The sequence below is a fragment of the Yersinia sp. 1252 StPb PI genome, from assembly GCF_048593885.1.
GTDB classification, from domain to species: Bacteria; Pseudomonadota; Gammaproteobacteria; order Enterobacterales; family Enterobacteriaceae; genus Yersinia; species Yersinia enterocolitica_E.
In genome coordinates this window covers 1-15,418 of record NZ_JAZGQE010000022.1, presented here as the reverse complement: position 1 = coordinate 15,418, position 15,418 = coordinate 1, and the positions used below count along the sequence as shown (strand labels likewise).

The window sequence follows — 15,418 nt, the reverse complement described above, 5'->3', positions numbered from 1 at the left end:
TTAATCTGTTAATTTATATACGTTAATATTGTGGTTTTTTGATGTTCACATCTTGCTTAATATTGATATGCTGAGTGGGCTATAATTAGCCAGTTAATAGCGTGAATATTGTCCATATATATTCATTCTATTGAGTATACTGTTATTGATTATATTCCCTCGATTTTTCTTGTGGTCAGCCTTCGGTTTGAGCATCCGTCATCATGCTGATATGACATTTTTATCGTCACAAGAGACATGCTGAATCCCCCTGATATACTGGCCTGCGCCTAAATTAGTAGTCAGGTAATAATTTCAGTTTTTAGTTGTGGTTCTGTTCATTGCGTAGGTAAATATAGCGGATATGTGGTGGTGAGTTTACAAGGTGACTGAGGCATTAAATCATCACCCAATAGAGGGCAGCCTTGCTGCGGCTGCCAGTGGATGTGGATCGCCTCATTTTTATGCCATAAAAGTGAGGGTGGGGCACCGATAGGGAACGCTTAAAAATCCCAATCTTCGTCTTCGGTGTTGACTGCCTTGCCAATCACATAAGAGGAACCAGAACCGGAGAAGAAATCGTGATTCTCGTCTGCATTTGGTGATAATGCCGCCAGAATGGCCGGACTGACTGCTGCTTGACTGGCGGGGAATAAGGCTTCATAACCTAAATTCATTAATGCTTTATTGGCATTATAATGAAGGAACTTTTTGACATCTTCGGTCCAGCCAACCTTATCATACAGGTCCTCGGTGTAGCGCACCTCATTGTCATATAAGTCTTGCAGCAGATCGAAGGCAAAGTTCTTTATTTCCTGGCGGCGACTATTGTCGACTTTCTCCAACCCTTTCTGAAATTTGTAGCCGATATAATAACCATGTACTGCCTCGTCACGGATGATTAATCGAATAAGATCGGCAGTGTTGGTTAATTTTGCCCGGCTGGACCAATACATCGGTAAATAGAAACCGGAATAGAATAAAAATGATTCCAGAAATACACTGGCTATCTTTTTCTTCAGTGGGTCATCATTATGATAGTGCTGTAAGATAATATTGGCTTTATTTTGTAGTGGGCCATTCTCTTCACTCCAGCGATAGGCATCGTCCACATCAGATGTCATGCAAAGAGTAGAAAAAATAGAGCTATAAGAGCGAGCATGGACCGCTTCCATAAAGCTGATATTCGAGAATACCGCTTCCTCATGGGGGGTAATGGCATCTTTAATCAGAGCCGGCGCACCCAATGTATTCTGAATAGTATCCAGCAGTGTCAGGCCGGTAAAAACCCGAATCGTAAGCTGTTGTTCATTAGGTGTCAGCGTTGCCCAAGAGGGAATGTCATTTGATAGTGGGACTTTTTCCGGCAACCAGAAATTAGCTGTCAGGCGGTTCCATACTTCCAGGTCTTTATCGTCTTCAATCTTATTCCAGTTAATGGCACTGACGTGTGTTATCGGTTTTACTGCGTTCATATCATTTTCCTTATCAACCATTTTTATTCATTCAGTGCCGCGAATTACAGCGAGCAAGAAACACAACCTTCGACTTCAGTGCCTTCGAGCGCCATCTGACGCAGCCGGATGTAATAAATGGTCTTAATCCCTTTCTTCCAGGCATAAATTTGCGCTTTATTAATATCGCGGGTACTGGCGGTATCACGGAAGAACAGGGTCAGTGATAGCCCTTGATCGACATGCTGTGTTGCCTCAGCGTAGGTATCAATGATTTTCTCCGGCCCTATCTGGTAAGCATCCTGATAATATTCAAGGTTATCGTTAGTCATGTAAGGTGCGGGATAATAGACTCGGCCAATCTTGCCTTCTTTGCGAATCTCAATCGGTGAGACAATCGGGTGAATGCTCGATGTCGAATGATTGATATAGGAAATAGAACCGGTAGGCGGCACCGCCTGCAAGTTCTGGTTATAAATACCGTGTTCCATCACTGACTGGCGTAACGCGGCCCAATCTTGCTGATCGGGCAGTACAATAGCGGCCTGAGCAAATAGTGCCTGTACTTTGGCGGTTTTAGGCAGCCAGCTCTGCTCGACATATTTTGTGAAATAAGTGCCCGAGGCATAATCTGACTGATCAAAGCCTTTAAAGTGGTGGCCTCGTTCTATTGCCAGTTGGTTCGAGGCGCGGATGGCGTGATATACCACGCTATAAAAGTAGATATTAGTAAAATCGAGCGCCTCTTCAGAGCCGTAGAAAATATGCTCGCGGGCCAGATAACCGTGCAGATTCATCTGCCCCAGGCCAATGGCATGGGATTCTTGATTACCTTTCTCGATAGAGGGTACTGAGCGGATATTGCTCATATCGGAGACGGCAGTCAGCCCACGAATAGCGGTTTCAATCGATTTGCCAAAGTCTGGTGAATCCATGGTATGCGCGATATTCATCGAACCAAGGTTACAAGAGATATCTTTACCGATATGGCGATAGCTAAGATCGTCGTTGTATTCGGTTGGTGAATTAACCTGCAAAATTTCTGAGCACAGGTTACTCATATTGATTCGACCTTTAATCGGATTGGCGCGATTAACCGTGTCCTCAAACATCATGTAGGGATAGCCGGATTCAAACTGGATCTCGGCTAGAATCTGGAAGAACTCGCGTGCCTTGATTTTGCTTTTATGGATGCGCTTGTCATTGACCATCTCGCGGTATTTTTCGCTGATGCTGATTTCTGACATCGGTAAACCGTAAACCTGTTCTACATCGTAAGGAGAGAACAGGTACATTTCTTCGTTATTCTTCGCCAGCTCAAAGGTAATATCCGGGATAACCACACCCAATGAGAGGGTTTTTATACGAACTTTTTCATCGGCGTTTTCGCGTTTGGTATCCAGAAAACGTAAAATATCGGGGTGATGGGCATGGAGATATACCGCCCCCGCACCTTGCCGTGCGCCCAACTGGTTAGCATAAGAAAAGGCATCTTCCAGCATTTTCATGATAGGGATGACGCCGGAGGATTGGTTTTCAATCCGTTTGATTGGCGCACCGACTTCACGAATATTACTTAGTAGGAAAGCGACCCCGCCACCACGTTTAGACAATTGCAGCGCTGAGTTAATAGAGCGGCCAATTGATTCCATATTATCTTCAATGCGTAACAAGAAGCAGGAGACAAGCTCACCACGCTGTTTTTTACCACAATTGAGGAATGTCGGGGTGGCCGGTTGGAATCGACCAGAGATTATCTCTTCTACCAGTTCTTGCGCCAGTGTCGGGTCACCTGCTGCCAGTGTTAGCGCCACCATGCAAACACGGTCTTCGTAGCGTTCCAGATAACGTTTGCCATCAAAGGTTTTCAGGGTATAGCTGGTGTAATATTTAAAGGCGCCAAGGAAAGTGGGAAAACGAAATTTTTTGCTATAGGCCTGCTGGAATAAGCTTTTGATAAAGCTGAAATCGTACTGAGCCAGCACCTCTTTCTCGTAATATCCTTCTTCGACCAGATAATCGAGTTTTTCTTGCAAATTGTGGAAGAACACGGTGTTTTGATTGACGTGTTGCAAGAAATATTGACGTGCCGCCAACCGGTCTTTGTCAAACTGGATACGTCCATCAGCATCATAGAGGTTTAGCATCGCATTCAGTGAGTGATAGTCAAGCTCGCTACTGGATGGATCAGTGATATTCAGTTCTGTCGTTGCCAAAATTCAGTTACTCCCTTGCGCACGTTAGCCACATCTTCTGCTGTACCCAGTAGTTCAAAACGATACAGATAAGGAACCTGACATTTTTGGGAGATGATTTTCCCTGCCAGACAATAGGCGTCGCCAAAATTAGTGTTACCCGCAGCAATAACGCCGCGAATCAATGAACGGTTGTGTGGATCATTTAGAAAACGGATCACCTGAATCGGTACTGCTCCTATCGGGCTGCCACCACCATAACTGGGTACTAACAAAATATAGGGCTGCTCGATCTGCGGTGTTTTCCGGGCACCGGCAATAGGGATACGTATTGCCGGGAGTTCCAGCTTCCCGACAAAACGGTGAGTGTTCTCCGACGAGCTGGAAAAATAGACCAGCGGATTCATCTTGTCCCCCCATCAGGCACTGACGGCCTGAACCAGTGCGTTAATTTTGTCAGGGCGGAAGCCGGACCAATGTTCATTGCCGGCAACAATCACTGGCACCTGTTGATAACCAAGAGATTTCACATGATTTAATGCTTGTAAATCTGCTGTTAAATCAATGACCTGATAGGCTATTCCTTGTTTGTCGAATGCTCGGTAAGTGGCATTGCACTGGACACAATCAGGTTTACTGTAAATAATAATACTCATGATTCGCATTTACCTTTTGTAATGAGGAAAGGCGGATTAGTCAGGTTGTTAAGGTGCCGCGACGACCTGCCTCTGATAATCAACTGCGGTTTCATTTCCGTAGGTGATAAAATAAATACTATATCTAGTGTTTATTTAATTCAACCACACTACATGTAGTTATTTATTGAGAATTCATGCATTGTTCAGCGACAGGGCCGCCAGCACGGGGCTGGCGGTAGATTTAGTAATAATAAGGAGGATAAAAATATTTCTATTGCGGAGTTGTTGCGGGCAAGATGATTTACTGGCGCAGGCTGACGGCTAAGCGGTTAAAGGCATTCATGATACTGATAGCAAAAGTTAAATCGGAAATTTCAGCATCGGTAAAATGTACTTTTAAGGCGTCGAAGATATTATCAGGTGTGCCACTGGTGGTGATGTAAGTCACCGCTTCTGCCCAGTCTAATGCTGCTCTTTCTGCTTCAGTAAATGCATTACTGAGACGCCAGCCAGCTATCACATCCATTTTGGCATTATCAAAACCGTTCTCACGCAAGAATTTACCGTGCATATTCAAGCAGAATGCACAGCCGTTGATTTGTGATACCCGCATAAAAATCATTTCTATCAATGCTTTGGGTAACGAACTCTTATCTAATGAGAGAGACGCATTAACCAGTGCTTTATAGGTTGTAGGTGAAAGTTCGGAAAAATAAAGACGTTGTGCAACCATGATATGTTCCTGTGAGGTACCGTAGAGTATGGCGCTACTCTAGCGCGGTGATGACCTATACTATAGAGCCATAAATTACTTATTTTAGTGGGTCATGATGAGGGTTTTTTCACATCTTCTGAGCCTGGATAGCCGACAAAACGAGCCGGTCTACCGTCAGCTTTATCAGCGTATTAAAGATGCCATCGTGCAAGGGGTATTGCTGCCTGACTCGCGGTTACCCTCGATTCGGGTGCTAGCCAGTGAAGTGGGGGTGGCACGAGGTACGGTGGAAAATGCCTATGGTCAATTAATTGCCGAGGGGTATTTGCAAAGTCGTGGGCAGAGTGGGACTTACGTTTCAGCTCAGTTACGTGATGCCCCTTTGCTGCCATTAACTCAGAGTGCGCAACCTGTTGTGGTGAATAAAGTCTCAACGGTTAGTCCGGTGGCGCGGCCCTTCGAGCTAGGATTACCGGCGCTGGACGCTTTCCCCCGAGCGCAATGGGGGCGAATCATGGCCAAACAGTTACATAATCTCACCGCATCATCCCTTGGACATCCCCCCGCTACCGGGCTTGGGTTATTGCGCGAAGCAATAGCACATTACTTACAGTTATCACGCGGGGTGAGTTGCCAGCCTGAACAAGTTTTTATTTGCTCAGGCTATCAGTCATTGCTGGATCTGGTGATCAGTACCTTACTGCAACCGGGCGATCGTGGCTGGTTGGAGGATCCAGGCTATCCTGTGACACGGCAACTGATTCGCGAAGCTGGGCTTATTCCGCATCCGGTCGCAGTTGATCAGGACGGAATGGATGTCGGTGCGGCAATTAACGACTGCCCCCAGGCACGTTTTGCCATCGTCACCCCAGCCCATCAAAGCCCGTTAGGGGTGGCGCTCAGTCTGGCACGACGTATTGCCCTGTTGGATTGGGCCGATCAGCAGCATGCATGGATTATTGAAGATGACTATGACAGTGAGTTCCGGTATCAAGGGCGGCCACTGCCACCGCTGAAAACGTTGGACCGGCAGGGGCGGGTGCTCTATGCCGGTACCTTCAGCAAAGTGATGTTTCCGGCACTGAGGCTGGCTTATCTGGTCGTTCCAGCACAACGGGTGGCACTATTTAATCAGCGATGCCAGTTACGCATTTGTACCAGCCCACCACTGATACAGGCCAGTGTGGCGGAGTTTATCAATCAGGGGCATTTTTATCGCCATCTGAAACGTATGCGTCATTTATATGCCGAACGGCGTGAGATGCTATCGACAAGTCTGAGGCGGCAGTTGGCAGGCGTTGTTGAGGTTGAACAGCAAGCTGGAGGGATACAATTACTGGCGCGATTGGATAAGGGTTTTGCTGATTATGCCGTAGCAATACGGGCGCGGCAGCAAGGGTTAGCGGTTCAGGCGCTATCAGATTGGGCGTTGGCAGAAACGAGCCAGGCAACCGGTGGAAATGGATTGTTGATGGGATTTACTAATCTCACTTCTGTGGCAGAAACTGATCGGCTGGTGGCCCTATTGGCCAAAGTTATTACTTCTATGTCTCTTAATAACCCTACGTCTGGTTAATAACCGCTATTTACCGGGTAAGAGAATTGGCCCGCAGTGCATCTATTATCACTGGGGCCACCGATTAACCAAACTGCCAGATATCGTCATCCCTATAAGTAGACACAGCAATGAGGGGGATAAAATACCGGCGGTTTATCGGCTATCCGATTATTTTTAACGGCGTGCTAACAGCACACCCAGTACGATACCGACCGCAGCACCAATACCGACACCTTGCCATGGTTTGTCGCGGATGTAGTCATCTGCGTTACCTGCAACATCTCGGGCATGCTGTTTTAGGCTGGTCGAACCGTTGAAACGCGCTCGCGCATCACGTAATACACCTTCGGCATTGTGGCGCACTTTGGTCAGTTCCTCTTTGGTTTTCTCACCTGATGAACGCAATACATCGTCAAGAGTATCTGCCAGAAGGGTCACGTCCTGATTGAGATCTCTTTCAATTTTTTCTGATTTCTTGAACATTTGACTCTCCGTTTTGCCTGATGAACATTAAGCATAGTCCATCACGTCGATGTGACATGCGCTTCAGGACTAATCCGAAGGCGAGGGGATAATTAACCACCATGCCTCCCGAACAGGGCTGCTTTTAAATAGCGTGATTCATAATGTATGGCGTAAATAATAATCACTATTACTTTGTACATTTGGTTACTTAGCGAAACCAATGACTCACGGAAAGGAAAAATTGATTCCTCTATGATTCTTTCAACGGCCCCACCGGGGGCTTAGCGAAACAAACTCTGAGGATTTTAAAATGAAAAAAGTATTAGCGCTGATCGTTGCTGCAACCATGGGTCTGTCTTCTGTTGCTTTCGCTGCTGAAACTACTGCGGCCGCTACAGCAGCACCAGCTGCAACCAGCACTACTGCTGCGCCTGCCGCAGAAAATGCAGCACCAGCTAAAGCAACTCACCATAAAAAACATAAAGCAACCAAACAAACCACAGAACAAAAAGCACAGTCTGCTAAAAAACATGTGAAAAAAGCACCTGCTCAAAAAGCACAGGCCGCTAAAAAACACGTGAAAAAAGCGCCAGCTCAGCCAGCTCAGAAAGCCCAAGCCGCTAAAAAACACCATAAAGCGGTTAAAAAATCAGCAACAGCGCCAGCAGCATAATTATGCCGGAATGCGGGCACTCCGTACCGCACAGTCTAGCCAATTCCAGACACCCGGTTAACGCCGGGTGTCTTTTTTTATAGGCTAACCATCATGATCAATCGTTATCTGTTCGAGCTGATTTTCAGTGTGATGACCCTATGTGGTGTATCACTTGCCTGTGTGCTGTTTCTTACCGACACCTTTATTTAGCCTCGTACAGTTTGGATGGCTTGTGCGTCACCATTATTATATTGAAATATCAGTGCAAAATATGTTGTTGATGCAGGAACTCAACAATCTGTTGAACCGTTTGCTGATGTAACTTTTCTCTTTCCGTCACTGACGTCGCACAGATAAAGTCTTCGCCTTCCTGAGCCAGAACTGCGCGGGCTGTCGGTTTACATGTTGGCAGAAAATCGAAATGTCCGCTGTGGGCTAAGGTTATTGTGGTTATACTTGGCGGATTAAGCCGCTTTATCCACTCACTCCCGCCCAGATTTAGTGCCATATTCGGTGAGATAAAATAGTGAGCATTAATCAGAAGCAGTGGGGCTGTTAAATGAAACAGACTACTGTTTTGATAAAAAGGCACCATGCCGGGATCTAAAGCGACCGCAAAACGTAAACGTTTATCAGCATAATTTCCTTCAATTTTCCGCACTGGAAGTGCCTTTAATTTTACCTCCGCACGGGTATAAAACTGGCAGTTGGCTTGTTCGGGCTGCTGTTGGCAGCCGGCAATGAAACGTGGAAATGAAAGCGTTGCACCCAATGCCGCAATAGCACTATAACCCCCTTTCGAATGGCCAATTACCCCAATAGGCTGATTATCCAGTACCGACTTCCAGCGCGAATCAGACAGTAATGTGCTAATAATAAAAGAGATATCTTCAGTTTGTAACCATAGCTGTGCTGATTTGGCCGGTATAGAGTTACCAGTGGTACTGCCTGGGTGATTGGCTGCGACTACCACCATACCTTGCTGCACCAGCTTATCTGCCAACCACGCCATACTGGTATTGTTGCCACCACTGCCGTGGCTGAGGACAATCAATGGAAATTGGCCTGTGGCAAGGGGGGCATCAGGTAAAACCGAGATACCGTTGAAGACGGCACTATCACCCAGTAGGGCCGTTGTTCCCTGTTTCGCTGTTGGATAATAAATTAAGCTATCAAGTTGGCGCTGGCGTTGAGTGTCATTGAATGAAATGTGAGTAACCGCTGTTTGCCAGCCATAACTGACCATCGGGAAAAACAGCAAAAAACAGAAGCACAGCACAGCATTTTTCATGATTTAATATCCTGACTGATTGAGTTCTTTGTCAGCTTAGAGGGAAGGGCATTTAGCCGCGACCTCGATCATGATCCAGTCCCTGGACCTGCTTGTTTTCGCTTATCTGGCTGTCTACACTACAAAATCGTTATTCACGATATCCACTTGTTAAGGCAAGGGTTATGCCACTGATCCCCGTCTCTTTTCTGTTATCAATTTTATGTATTGGTTTGTTTTATCATTTGATTAAATCCGGTAAGCAGAGAGGATTCTTACTGCTGCTATTGCTGGTTTGTGCATTACAAAGCGGGTTGATTGGCTTGCGCTATGGCTATCATCTTGCCCTGTTTAATGGCTTACAACCTATCGTCGCTATGACTATCCCCCCGCTGACCTATTTAGCACTCCTTCGTACAACCGGGGAGAGGAGGGCGGGTATTTGGCCGTCTGGGATACATGCTTTAGGCCCTATCGGTACGGCAATTTGTCTCTGGATCGCGCCACAGTGGCTCGATGCAATGGTCATTATCAGTTATTTGTCTTATGGCCTTGCGGTGCTGGTTTACTTGCGCCCTGGTGAGGATCGTTTGCAACAGATCTCTGTGGAAAAAATTTGGCTTAGCTACCGGTTATGGCTTCTGATGGCTATCTTGCTGATTGGGTCGGGGGTGGGCGATATCATTATCAGTGCTGACTATGCATTTTTTGCCGGAAATCAGGCTGGGTTAATAGCCAGCTTCAGCAACCTTTTGATTACGTTAACAATGTGCTACACCCTGGCGACCAGCGCACATCGTGAAGAGCCGATTGCTGCGCTGCCGGCTGAGTTGGCGGTAACGGATGATAAGCCATTAGCTGAATCGCTGGAGGCGCTTTTCTCTGTCATCTTATTGACCTTAAAGAAAAATAATCTGTATCTGGAGAGTCAACTCAACTTATCAACGTTGGCGCGCAAAGTTGGCGTTGCCCCGCGCAAAGTGTCGCAGGCCATTAATCAGCAAACGGGGCAAAATGTTTCGCAATACGTTAATCAGTTGCGGGTCGATCATGCCGCGATGCTATTGATGCGTACGGAGTTGCCAGTGATCGATATTATGCTAGAGGCGGGGTTCCAGACTAAATCAAATTTTAATCGCGAGTTTATGCGAGTTAAGGGCACTACCCCATCGCAATGGCGTGAAAACAAGCCCTCACTGGGGGCTGAATAAGATTTTATTATCCGTAACTCAGTCAGCCTCTTTTTGTGGCGGTTTTGGCGTGCGACGCTACCACGCCAGCAACGGATTATTAACGTGCCAGTCGAGTAGAAACAACGCTGATGAGATGAAAATGGTGTGTAGACTATTCCGAAATAGTCGTTTTGAGCCAATAAATACGTGGTTTCCCTTATTTATTACGGTAAGGTCGCTCAATAGTAGTCAAAAAGAGGGGAAATAAATGTATTTACGGCCAGATGAAGTGGCTAAGGTCCTGGAGAATGCCGGTTTTGATCGGGATTATACGGTTGATCAGGCTTACGGTTATCGTAAAGCGGAGCATTACGTTTATGTTAACCGTGAAGCCCGAATGGGCAGGACAGCATTGGTTATTCACCCAGCGCATAAAGATAAAAGCTTGTTGTTTGCCACACCCACGGCAACTATTCGTATCAGTGATAAGTATGTGGAGTTTCCGCTCTATCTGGCCGGTGAAGCTGATGACCGCTACGGTATTGCCCACGGTTTTAGCTCAAGAGAAATGTTATTGCGCTATCTAAACAGTATGTACCCGTAAAACCAGCTCGCCTTGGCACAATAAATGTCACCGCGCCGTAGCGCCAGAATCAATGCAATACGGCGTCAGCTTCCTGATTAAACTGCATATTATATTGTCGGCGGAATTGCGCCAATTCAAAGGCATCTAAATCCAGTTCTGCGAAATAGAACAAAGCCGCTTCGGTATGTTCGGCCGTTAGCATTGGGGATATATGTGAGCGAATCAGCGTATTGCGCCATTGCATCACATTTTCATCGGAAGAGTCTTTGATAAAGGTTTGGTAAATAAAGACCAGATAAGCCGCCTTTCTCACATCCTCGGCATAGCCATTGCTGGTGGAGCGGATAAACATTTGTGTCTGACGTTGCCCCATCTCTTGCAACATGGATTCAATGTAAATCGGTTTTATCTTCAGTAAATTGGCCAGTGTATCCACCGCTTTACGGGTATCTGATGTCAACACACGGTAGCCGACAATAAAAACCACGATCAAAACAGCAATAATTATCCACGTCATTGAATGTTTCTTTGCGCCATAAAAGGTGTAATTGACAACGTAAAATTATCTGGCTGTTAAATCGCCTGAGTAGATAAAGTCAACGAAGTGTTTAAGGGTTATCGCCACTGAAATTATCGCTATTTTTTTGCTGATTATTCAGATGATGATTGAAAGCGGCAGCATCTTTCGCCAGAGCATCAAGATGTGCACCTAACACTTTAATCTGCCTAACTAATGAATGTTGTTCTGGTAAGGTATTGGCAGTATTAAGTTTTCTAAGCAACATATCATTTTTAGCACGCAATGCTGTTTCCCGTGCTTTTGACTGCTCCAGTTCATGTTGCAATGCATTGTAGCTTGCCTGCCATGTCTGATGCTGTTTCTCAAAAGTTGACTGCAACTCACTCATTGCATTAAGAAACTGTACTTCAAGCTCACGCATTGTCATTGCTTTTCCTTTATGACGGCTTCCGATTTTCATTGGCATTATAACGAAGTCTGAGCATAACCTCACCCGCTAGAATCTGTCTTTCTATCCCGGCACAGGATGCCACCGGACGATGTAGGACAGTTGGTTTTATATCCGTCATACTTCAAACTGCATGTGCGTTGGCTGCCATCACTACTCGGCCCGTCCATAGGCCTCGCCTCTGCGAGGCCGCTGCAAGCAGCGTTCAAATCTGCTCCTGACAGATTTGTCACCCAAGTCATTGCGTTATCTCAACTCCGTGGGGTCATTTCGTTGCCGCCTTCCTGCAACTTGAATTATTTAGGGTATATCATAATTTATGCACGATTTGTTTTTATCATTCATTTAATACTCAAAATAAATAAGCCTTGCTATTAATATCTCAGCATGCGTTAATAGCTTCATCGGTTTGTAGCACAGACCTATTTATGTAAGCCATTTAAGTAAAGCAGTTCCTAGTTAAAGCGATATTTTTTAGACATCACTTCTCCGACGAATTTCCTTCTTTAGTGCCCCCATAAGTAACTCTTGATCAGCAGACCACAATTGCCACGTTTTGGCACAAATAATGAAGGAAATATCTCTATGTCTAATAAAATGACTGGTTTAGTAAAATGGTTTGACGCTGGTAAAGGTTTTGGTTTTATTTCTCCTGCTGACGGTAGCAAAGATGTATTCGTACATTTCTCTGCAATCCAGGGCACTGATTACAAAACTCTTGATGAAGGCCAGAACGTAGAGTTCAGCATCGAGCAAGGCCAGAAAGGCCCTTCAGCTGTAAACGTAGTAGCACTGTAATTTACACTGCTATCTATCACGTTTAGCTGTAATTAAATCTGGCTCAGGTCAGATTTTTTTTGGTAAACGCATTGTTGGTAAAAAGTATTGTTGGAAAGTTGCGATAGCGATGATGGCCTAAGCCGGAGCAGACAATAATATCCTCAATAATATTATTCTTATCTCTTAAATAAGATTAACCAACAACCTAAAAACCTCGCCACGGCGGGGTTTTTTGTTGTCTACAATCGTCGATATTGATTCATTACTCTGGAATATCCCCTTAGTTATATTTAAACTGCCGCCGATACACCGCAGGGGTGATCCCTACTTTTTGGCGAAATGCATTTCTAAAACCTTCAATGGTCTGAAATCCGCAATATTCGGCAATCCTCGCAATACTCATCTGATCCCTTTCTAGTAATTCTTTCGCTTTGTGCATTCTCTCGTGCTGTAACCATATTTTGGGTGATTGGCCCGTGGCGGCAGAAAAATGCCGTAAAAATGTCCTGTCACTGAGTGCCAATTCGGCGGCCATCTGGCTGACACTCCAATTTTGGGCCAGTTGCCCGCGCACTTGCTGCATCATTTTTGCCATATCCCGATGCGTTTCTTTGGCAAGCGGCAGCGGAATAAATTGCTGTTGCCCGCCCCGTCGCTGGGGAGCCATGACTAACCGCTGTGCTACCTGATTGGCGATTTTAGCCCCAAAATCACGGGTAATCAGATGTAAGCAGGCATCAATACCGGCACTGCTACCCGCAGAGGTGATAATTTGCCCCTCATCTACATACAACACATTGGCATCGACATGAATGTCAGGATAGTGTTGTGCCAGATAATCGGTATAGCGCCAGTGAGTTGTGGCGCTTTTCCCCTGTAATAACCCCGCAGCCGCCAGTACAAAAACGCCAGAACAGATGGATATAATGCGTGCACCACGTGCGACTGCTTGCTGCAAAGCCTCGGTAAGTGCTGTTGGAGGGAGAGCGTCAGGGCTGCGCCAACCGGGTATCACAATGGTTTTAGCCTGTTCCAGTAGGGACAAATCGGTATCAACTTGAATATGTAGGCTGCCATTGGCCGTAGTGATGTGTTGATCTACACCTACCACTTGGTGCCGGTACCAGGGAAAATCAAATTCAGGGCGAGCTAAACCAAATATTTCCTGCGCAATACCAAACTCAAATAGGCACAATCCGTCGTAAGCCAGCGTCACCACTAATCCCGGCTCCTCCGTTGGTCTGTTGGCAGATATTAATGCAGTTGAAATATTCATTGGCGTATCTCAGTGGTTTATTGTCATTTCTGCCACTGTAATCGGCTAATGCCATTTCATAAAGTGATGCTTCATAATATTGAATGGAGAAATCATATGAGCAGTTTAGTCAGTCAGATCCCACCGGCTTGTGCAGAACGCGCATTACAGTACTTTGCCCAGCGTTTAGCATTTGAAACTGATTGCTCAGATGTCTATACCAGCCAGCAGCAAGGTAATGTAGATTTTGTGTTGGTGGATGTGCGTAGTGAGGCGGCGTTTGCCACGCTACACCTACCGGGAGCTATCAATATTCCTCATCGATTAATGGATGCCACTTTGCTTTCACTCTATCCGCCAGCGACATTATTTGTGATTTACTGTGCTGGTCCCCACTGCAATGGTGTTCACCGCGCCGCCGTTAATTTGAGCAAACTTGGCTATGCGGTTAAAGAGATGATAGGAGGTGTCACCGGCTGGCGTGATGAGGGGTTACCGCTGCACACGAAAATCACGGACATTGATAAACCCAGGGATCCAGTGAGCTGTGGCTGCAATATTTGAATATAAAAGTGCTTTTTCTCCTGCGATGGACAACCACTGCTATTATTTTTGGCGTTCATTATAGGTTAGCTGATAGAGTAATCGTGTTTACTCATTGCAGGAATTCTGTATGCGTTCTATTTATCTGTGGATAGTCGTGGTGGCTATTAGCATTACGGCGCTCATATCTCAGCTCAGCTTCTTTTTTATTGAACCTCAAATGGGGAACAGTGAAGGGAAAGTTTTAGTGCTTAAACGCACTCCTAAGATGGATTTTATCGATAGCCCTCGGGGATACTGTCAGCGCCAATATCCTACAGAAGACTATTCACGCTGCGAGCCAAAAATCCTCCCTTCGCTTTTGGAGAGTACTCAAGTTTGGTATGAGTTGCCGTTTAGCGCTTATTTTTACGAGATGACCTACCAGCCTAATGGTTAAGTATTCACTGTAAATTAGTACGTTCGCTAGAGTAGCTACTGCATATTGTGAATTTTAATATACGTGTAAGTAGTATAGTTTCATTACTTTAATATTTATCGTATAAAGGATCTAGCGGTGAATTAGATGGAGGTTATGATATCCAGGTATTGGTGTGGTTTTGTCAGATATCGCAACGACATTACGTAACAGAAATAAACGTAATAATATGGATGCTATTCTACGGGTATTATTCTAATTGGGGTTGGGAGCATTATTTATTACCAGTATATTAATCCGAACTGGCGACAGAGCGGATTCGTGCATGAAATGATTTACAGGTGTCTGAAAAACAAGCTACTCCTGATGTTGATCGTGACAAGGTCTGTGATATGTCCATCGATATGTATACCCAGATATTCAAGTATTTTACCTTCAAGGTTGGTGGACGCGTAAAGGGCTGTGAGGGATAATCTGTGTCAGAAAAATTATTCTGGTGCGAAAGAATGTCTACTCAATCACTCTCTTTCTCTCATTATTATGATAGATTTCCCTCAGTGGGTAATAATTCCCGATTGGAACTTATCTTAATATCCTCGCAGTGTTCCGATGCTTGACGGAAAAATAAAAATTGCACCAGTGGCTCGATAATTAATCTTCTTGATTGAAAATAACGCGGCCATGAATTAATAGGCTATATCTCTTGGTTTGTGGGTACTAATCGGCGAATCTTGTTGCAAGGCGATATTATAAGGAATATATCGATT

17 protein-coding genes are annotated in these 15,418 nt (G+C 45.4%); 7 read left to right on the top strand and 10 right to left on the bottom strand.

Going from position 1 to position 15,418, the window contains the following annotated elements; all coding sequences use genetic code 11:
* Positions 1-482: 482 nt before the first annotated feature.
* The 5 genes from nrdF to V2A85_RS05570 all read right to left on the bottom strand — a co-directional run bounded on the left by nrdF (position 483) and on the right by V2A85_RS05570 (position 4,999).
* Positions 483-1,454, bottom strand: coding sequence for a class 1b ribonucleoside-diphosphate reductase subunit beta (gene nrdF / locus V2A85_RS05590; RefSeq protein WP_372559732.1), 972 nt, complete (start codon positions 1,452-1,454; stop codon positions 483-485).
* A 44-nt stretch (positions 1,455-1,498) separates the two neighbouring features.
* Positions 1,499-3,649, bottom strand: a complete 2,151-nt coding sequence (gene nrdE, locus V2A85_RS05585) for a class 1b ribonucleoside-diphosphate reductase subunit alpha (RefSeq protein WP_372559731.1) — start codon at positions 3,647-3,649, stop codon at positions 1,499-1,501.
* Positions 3,631-4,035, bottom strand: a complete 405-nt coding sequence (gene nrdI / locus V2A85_RS05580) for a class Ib ribonucleoside-diphosphate reductase assembly flavoprotein NrdI (RefSeq protein WP_372559730.1) — start codon at positions 4,033-4,035, stop codon at positions 3,631-3,633. The genes nrdE and nrdI overlap by 19 nt, the downstream gene beginning before the upstream one ends.
* Before the next feature lie 12 nt (positions 4,036-4,047).
* The gene (gene nrdH, locus V2A85_RS05575; RefSeq protein ID WP_372559729.1) at positions 4,048-4,284 is read right to left on the bottom strand and encodes a glutaredoxin-like protein NrdH; all 237 of its coding nucleotides are present in this window, start codon (positions 4,282-4,284) and stop codon (positions 4,048-4,050) included.
* A gap of 283 nt (positions 4,285-4,567) precedes the next feature.
* Positions 4,568-4,999, bottom strand: a complete 432-nt coding sequence (locus tag V2A85_RS05570; RefSeq protein WP_420071025.1) for a carboxymuconolactone decarboxylase family protein — start codon at positions 4,997-4,999, stop codon at positions 4,568-4,570.
* A 94-nt stretch (positions 5,000-5,093) separates the two neighbouring features.
* Between V2A85_RS05570 and V2A85_RS05565 the strand changes: the two genes are divergently transcribed.
* Entirely contained in the window at positions 5,094-6,557 is a 1,464-nt protein-coding gene (locus tag V2A85_RS05565) for a PLP-dependent aminotransferase family protein (RefSeq protein WP_420071024.1), read from the top strand.
* 156 nt (positions 6,558-6,713) lie between these two features.
* Here the strand turns inward: V2A85_RS05565 and V2A85_RS05560 are convergent, their stop codons facing one another.
* The gene (locus tag V2A85_RS05560) at positions 6,714-7,022 is read right to left on the bottom strand and encodes a DUF883 family protein (protein WP_083163027.1); all 309 of its coding nucleotides are present in this window, start codon (positions 7,020-7,022) and stop codon (positions 6,714-6,716) included.
* A gap of 292 nt (positions 7,023-7,314) precedes the next feature.
* On the opposite strand from V2A85_RS05560, the gene asr reads away from it, so the two are divergent.
* The gene (gene asr / locus V2A85_RS05555; protein ID WP_083163029.1) at positions 7,315-7,677 is read left to right on the top strand and encodes an acid resistance repetitive basic protein Asr; all 363 of its coding nucleotides are present in this window, start codon (positions 7,315-7,317) and stop codon (positions 7,675-7,677) included.
* A gap of 241 nt (positions 7,678-7,918) precedes the next feature.
* On the opposite strand, the gene V2A85_RS05550 is transcribed toward asr, so the two are convergent.
* Entirely contained in the window at positions 7,919-8,950 is a 1,032-nt protein-coding gene (locus V2A85_RS05550; protein ID WP_420071023.1) for an alpha/beta hydrolase family protein, read from the bottom strand.
* Between the two features lie 164 nt (positions 8,951-9,114).
* Here V2A85_RS05550 and V2A85_RS05545 point away from each other — a divergent pair, with 164 nt between their 5' ends.
* Positions 9,115-10,140, top strand: a complete 1,026-nt coding sequence (locus V2A85_RS05545) for a helix-turn-helix domain-containing protein (protein WP_420071022.1) — start codon at positions 9,115-9,117, stop codon at positions 10,138-10,140.
* Positions 10,141-10,369: 229 nt separating this feature from the next.
* Entirely contained in the window at positions 10,370-10,705 is a 336-nt protein-coding gene (locus V2A85_RS05540; protein WP_083163033.1) for a DUF2002 family protein, read from the top strand.
* Positions 10,706-10,754: 49 nt separating this feature from the next.
* Here the strand turns inward: V2A85_RS05540 and V2A85_RS05535 are convergent, their stop codons facing one another.
* A complete protein-coding gene (locus V2A85_RS05535) occupies positions 10,755-11,204 on the bottom strand; it encodes a DUF1198 domain-containing protein (RefSeq protein ID WP_083163035.1) in 450 nt (149 codons plus the stop codon).
* Between the two features lie 91 nt (positions 11,205-11,295).
* Positions 11,296-11,634: an MbeD/MobD family mobilization/exclusion protein gene (locus tag V2A85_RS05530; RefSeq protein ID WP_372559723.1), complete on the bottom strand. Its 339-nt coding sequence runs from the start codon at positions 11,632-11,634 to the stop codon at positions 11,296-11,298.
* 606 nt (positions 11,635-12,240) lie between these two features.
* Here V2A85_RS05530 and cspE point away from each other — a divergent pair.
* The gene (gene cspE, locus V2A85_RS05525) at positions 12,241-12,453 is read left to right on the top strand and encodes a cold shock domain-containing protein (RefSeq protein WP_005275958.1); all 213 of its coding nucleotides are present in this window, start codon (positions 12,241-12,243) and stop codon (positions 12,451-12,453) included.
* A 262-nt stretch (positions 12,454-12,715) separates the two neighbouring features.
* On the opposite strand, the gene ftrA is transcribed toward cspE, so the two are convergent.
* Positions 12,716-13,711 (bottom strand): transcriptional regulator FtrA, encoded by a 996-nt coding sequence (gene ftrA, locus V2A85_RS05520; RefSeq protein WP_372559722.1) that lies wholly within the window; start codon positions 13,709-13,711, stop codon positions 12,716-12,718.
* A 96-nt stretch (positions 13,712-13,807) separates the two neighbouring features.
* Here ftrA and V2A85_RS05515 point away from each other — a divergent pair, with 96 nt between their 5' ends.
* A complete protein-coding gene (locus V2A85_RS05515) occupies positions 13,808-14,254 on the top strand; it encodes a rhodanese-like domain-containing protein (RefSeq protein WP_420071021.1) in 447 nt (148 codons plus the stop codon).
* Between the two features lie 109 nt (positions 14,255-14,363).
* Positions 14,364-14,672 (top strand): DNA-directed RNA polymerase subunit beta, encoded by a 309-nt coding sequence (locus tag V2A85_RS05510; protein ID WP_420071020.1) that lies wholly within the window; start codon positions 14,364-14,366, stop codon positions 14,670-14,672.
* Positions 14,673-15,418: the final 746 nt, after the last annotated feature.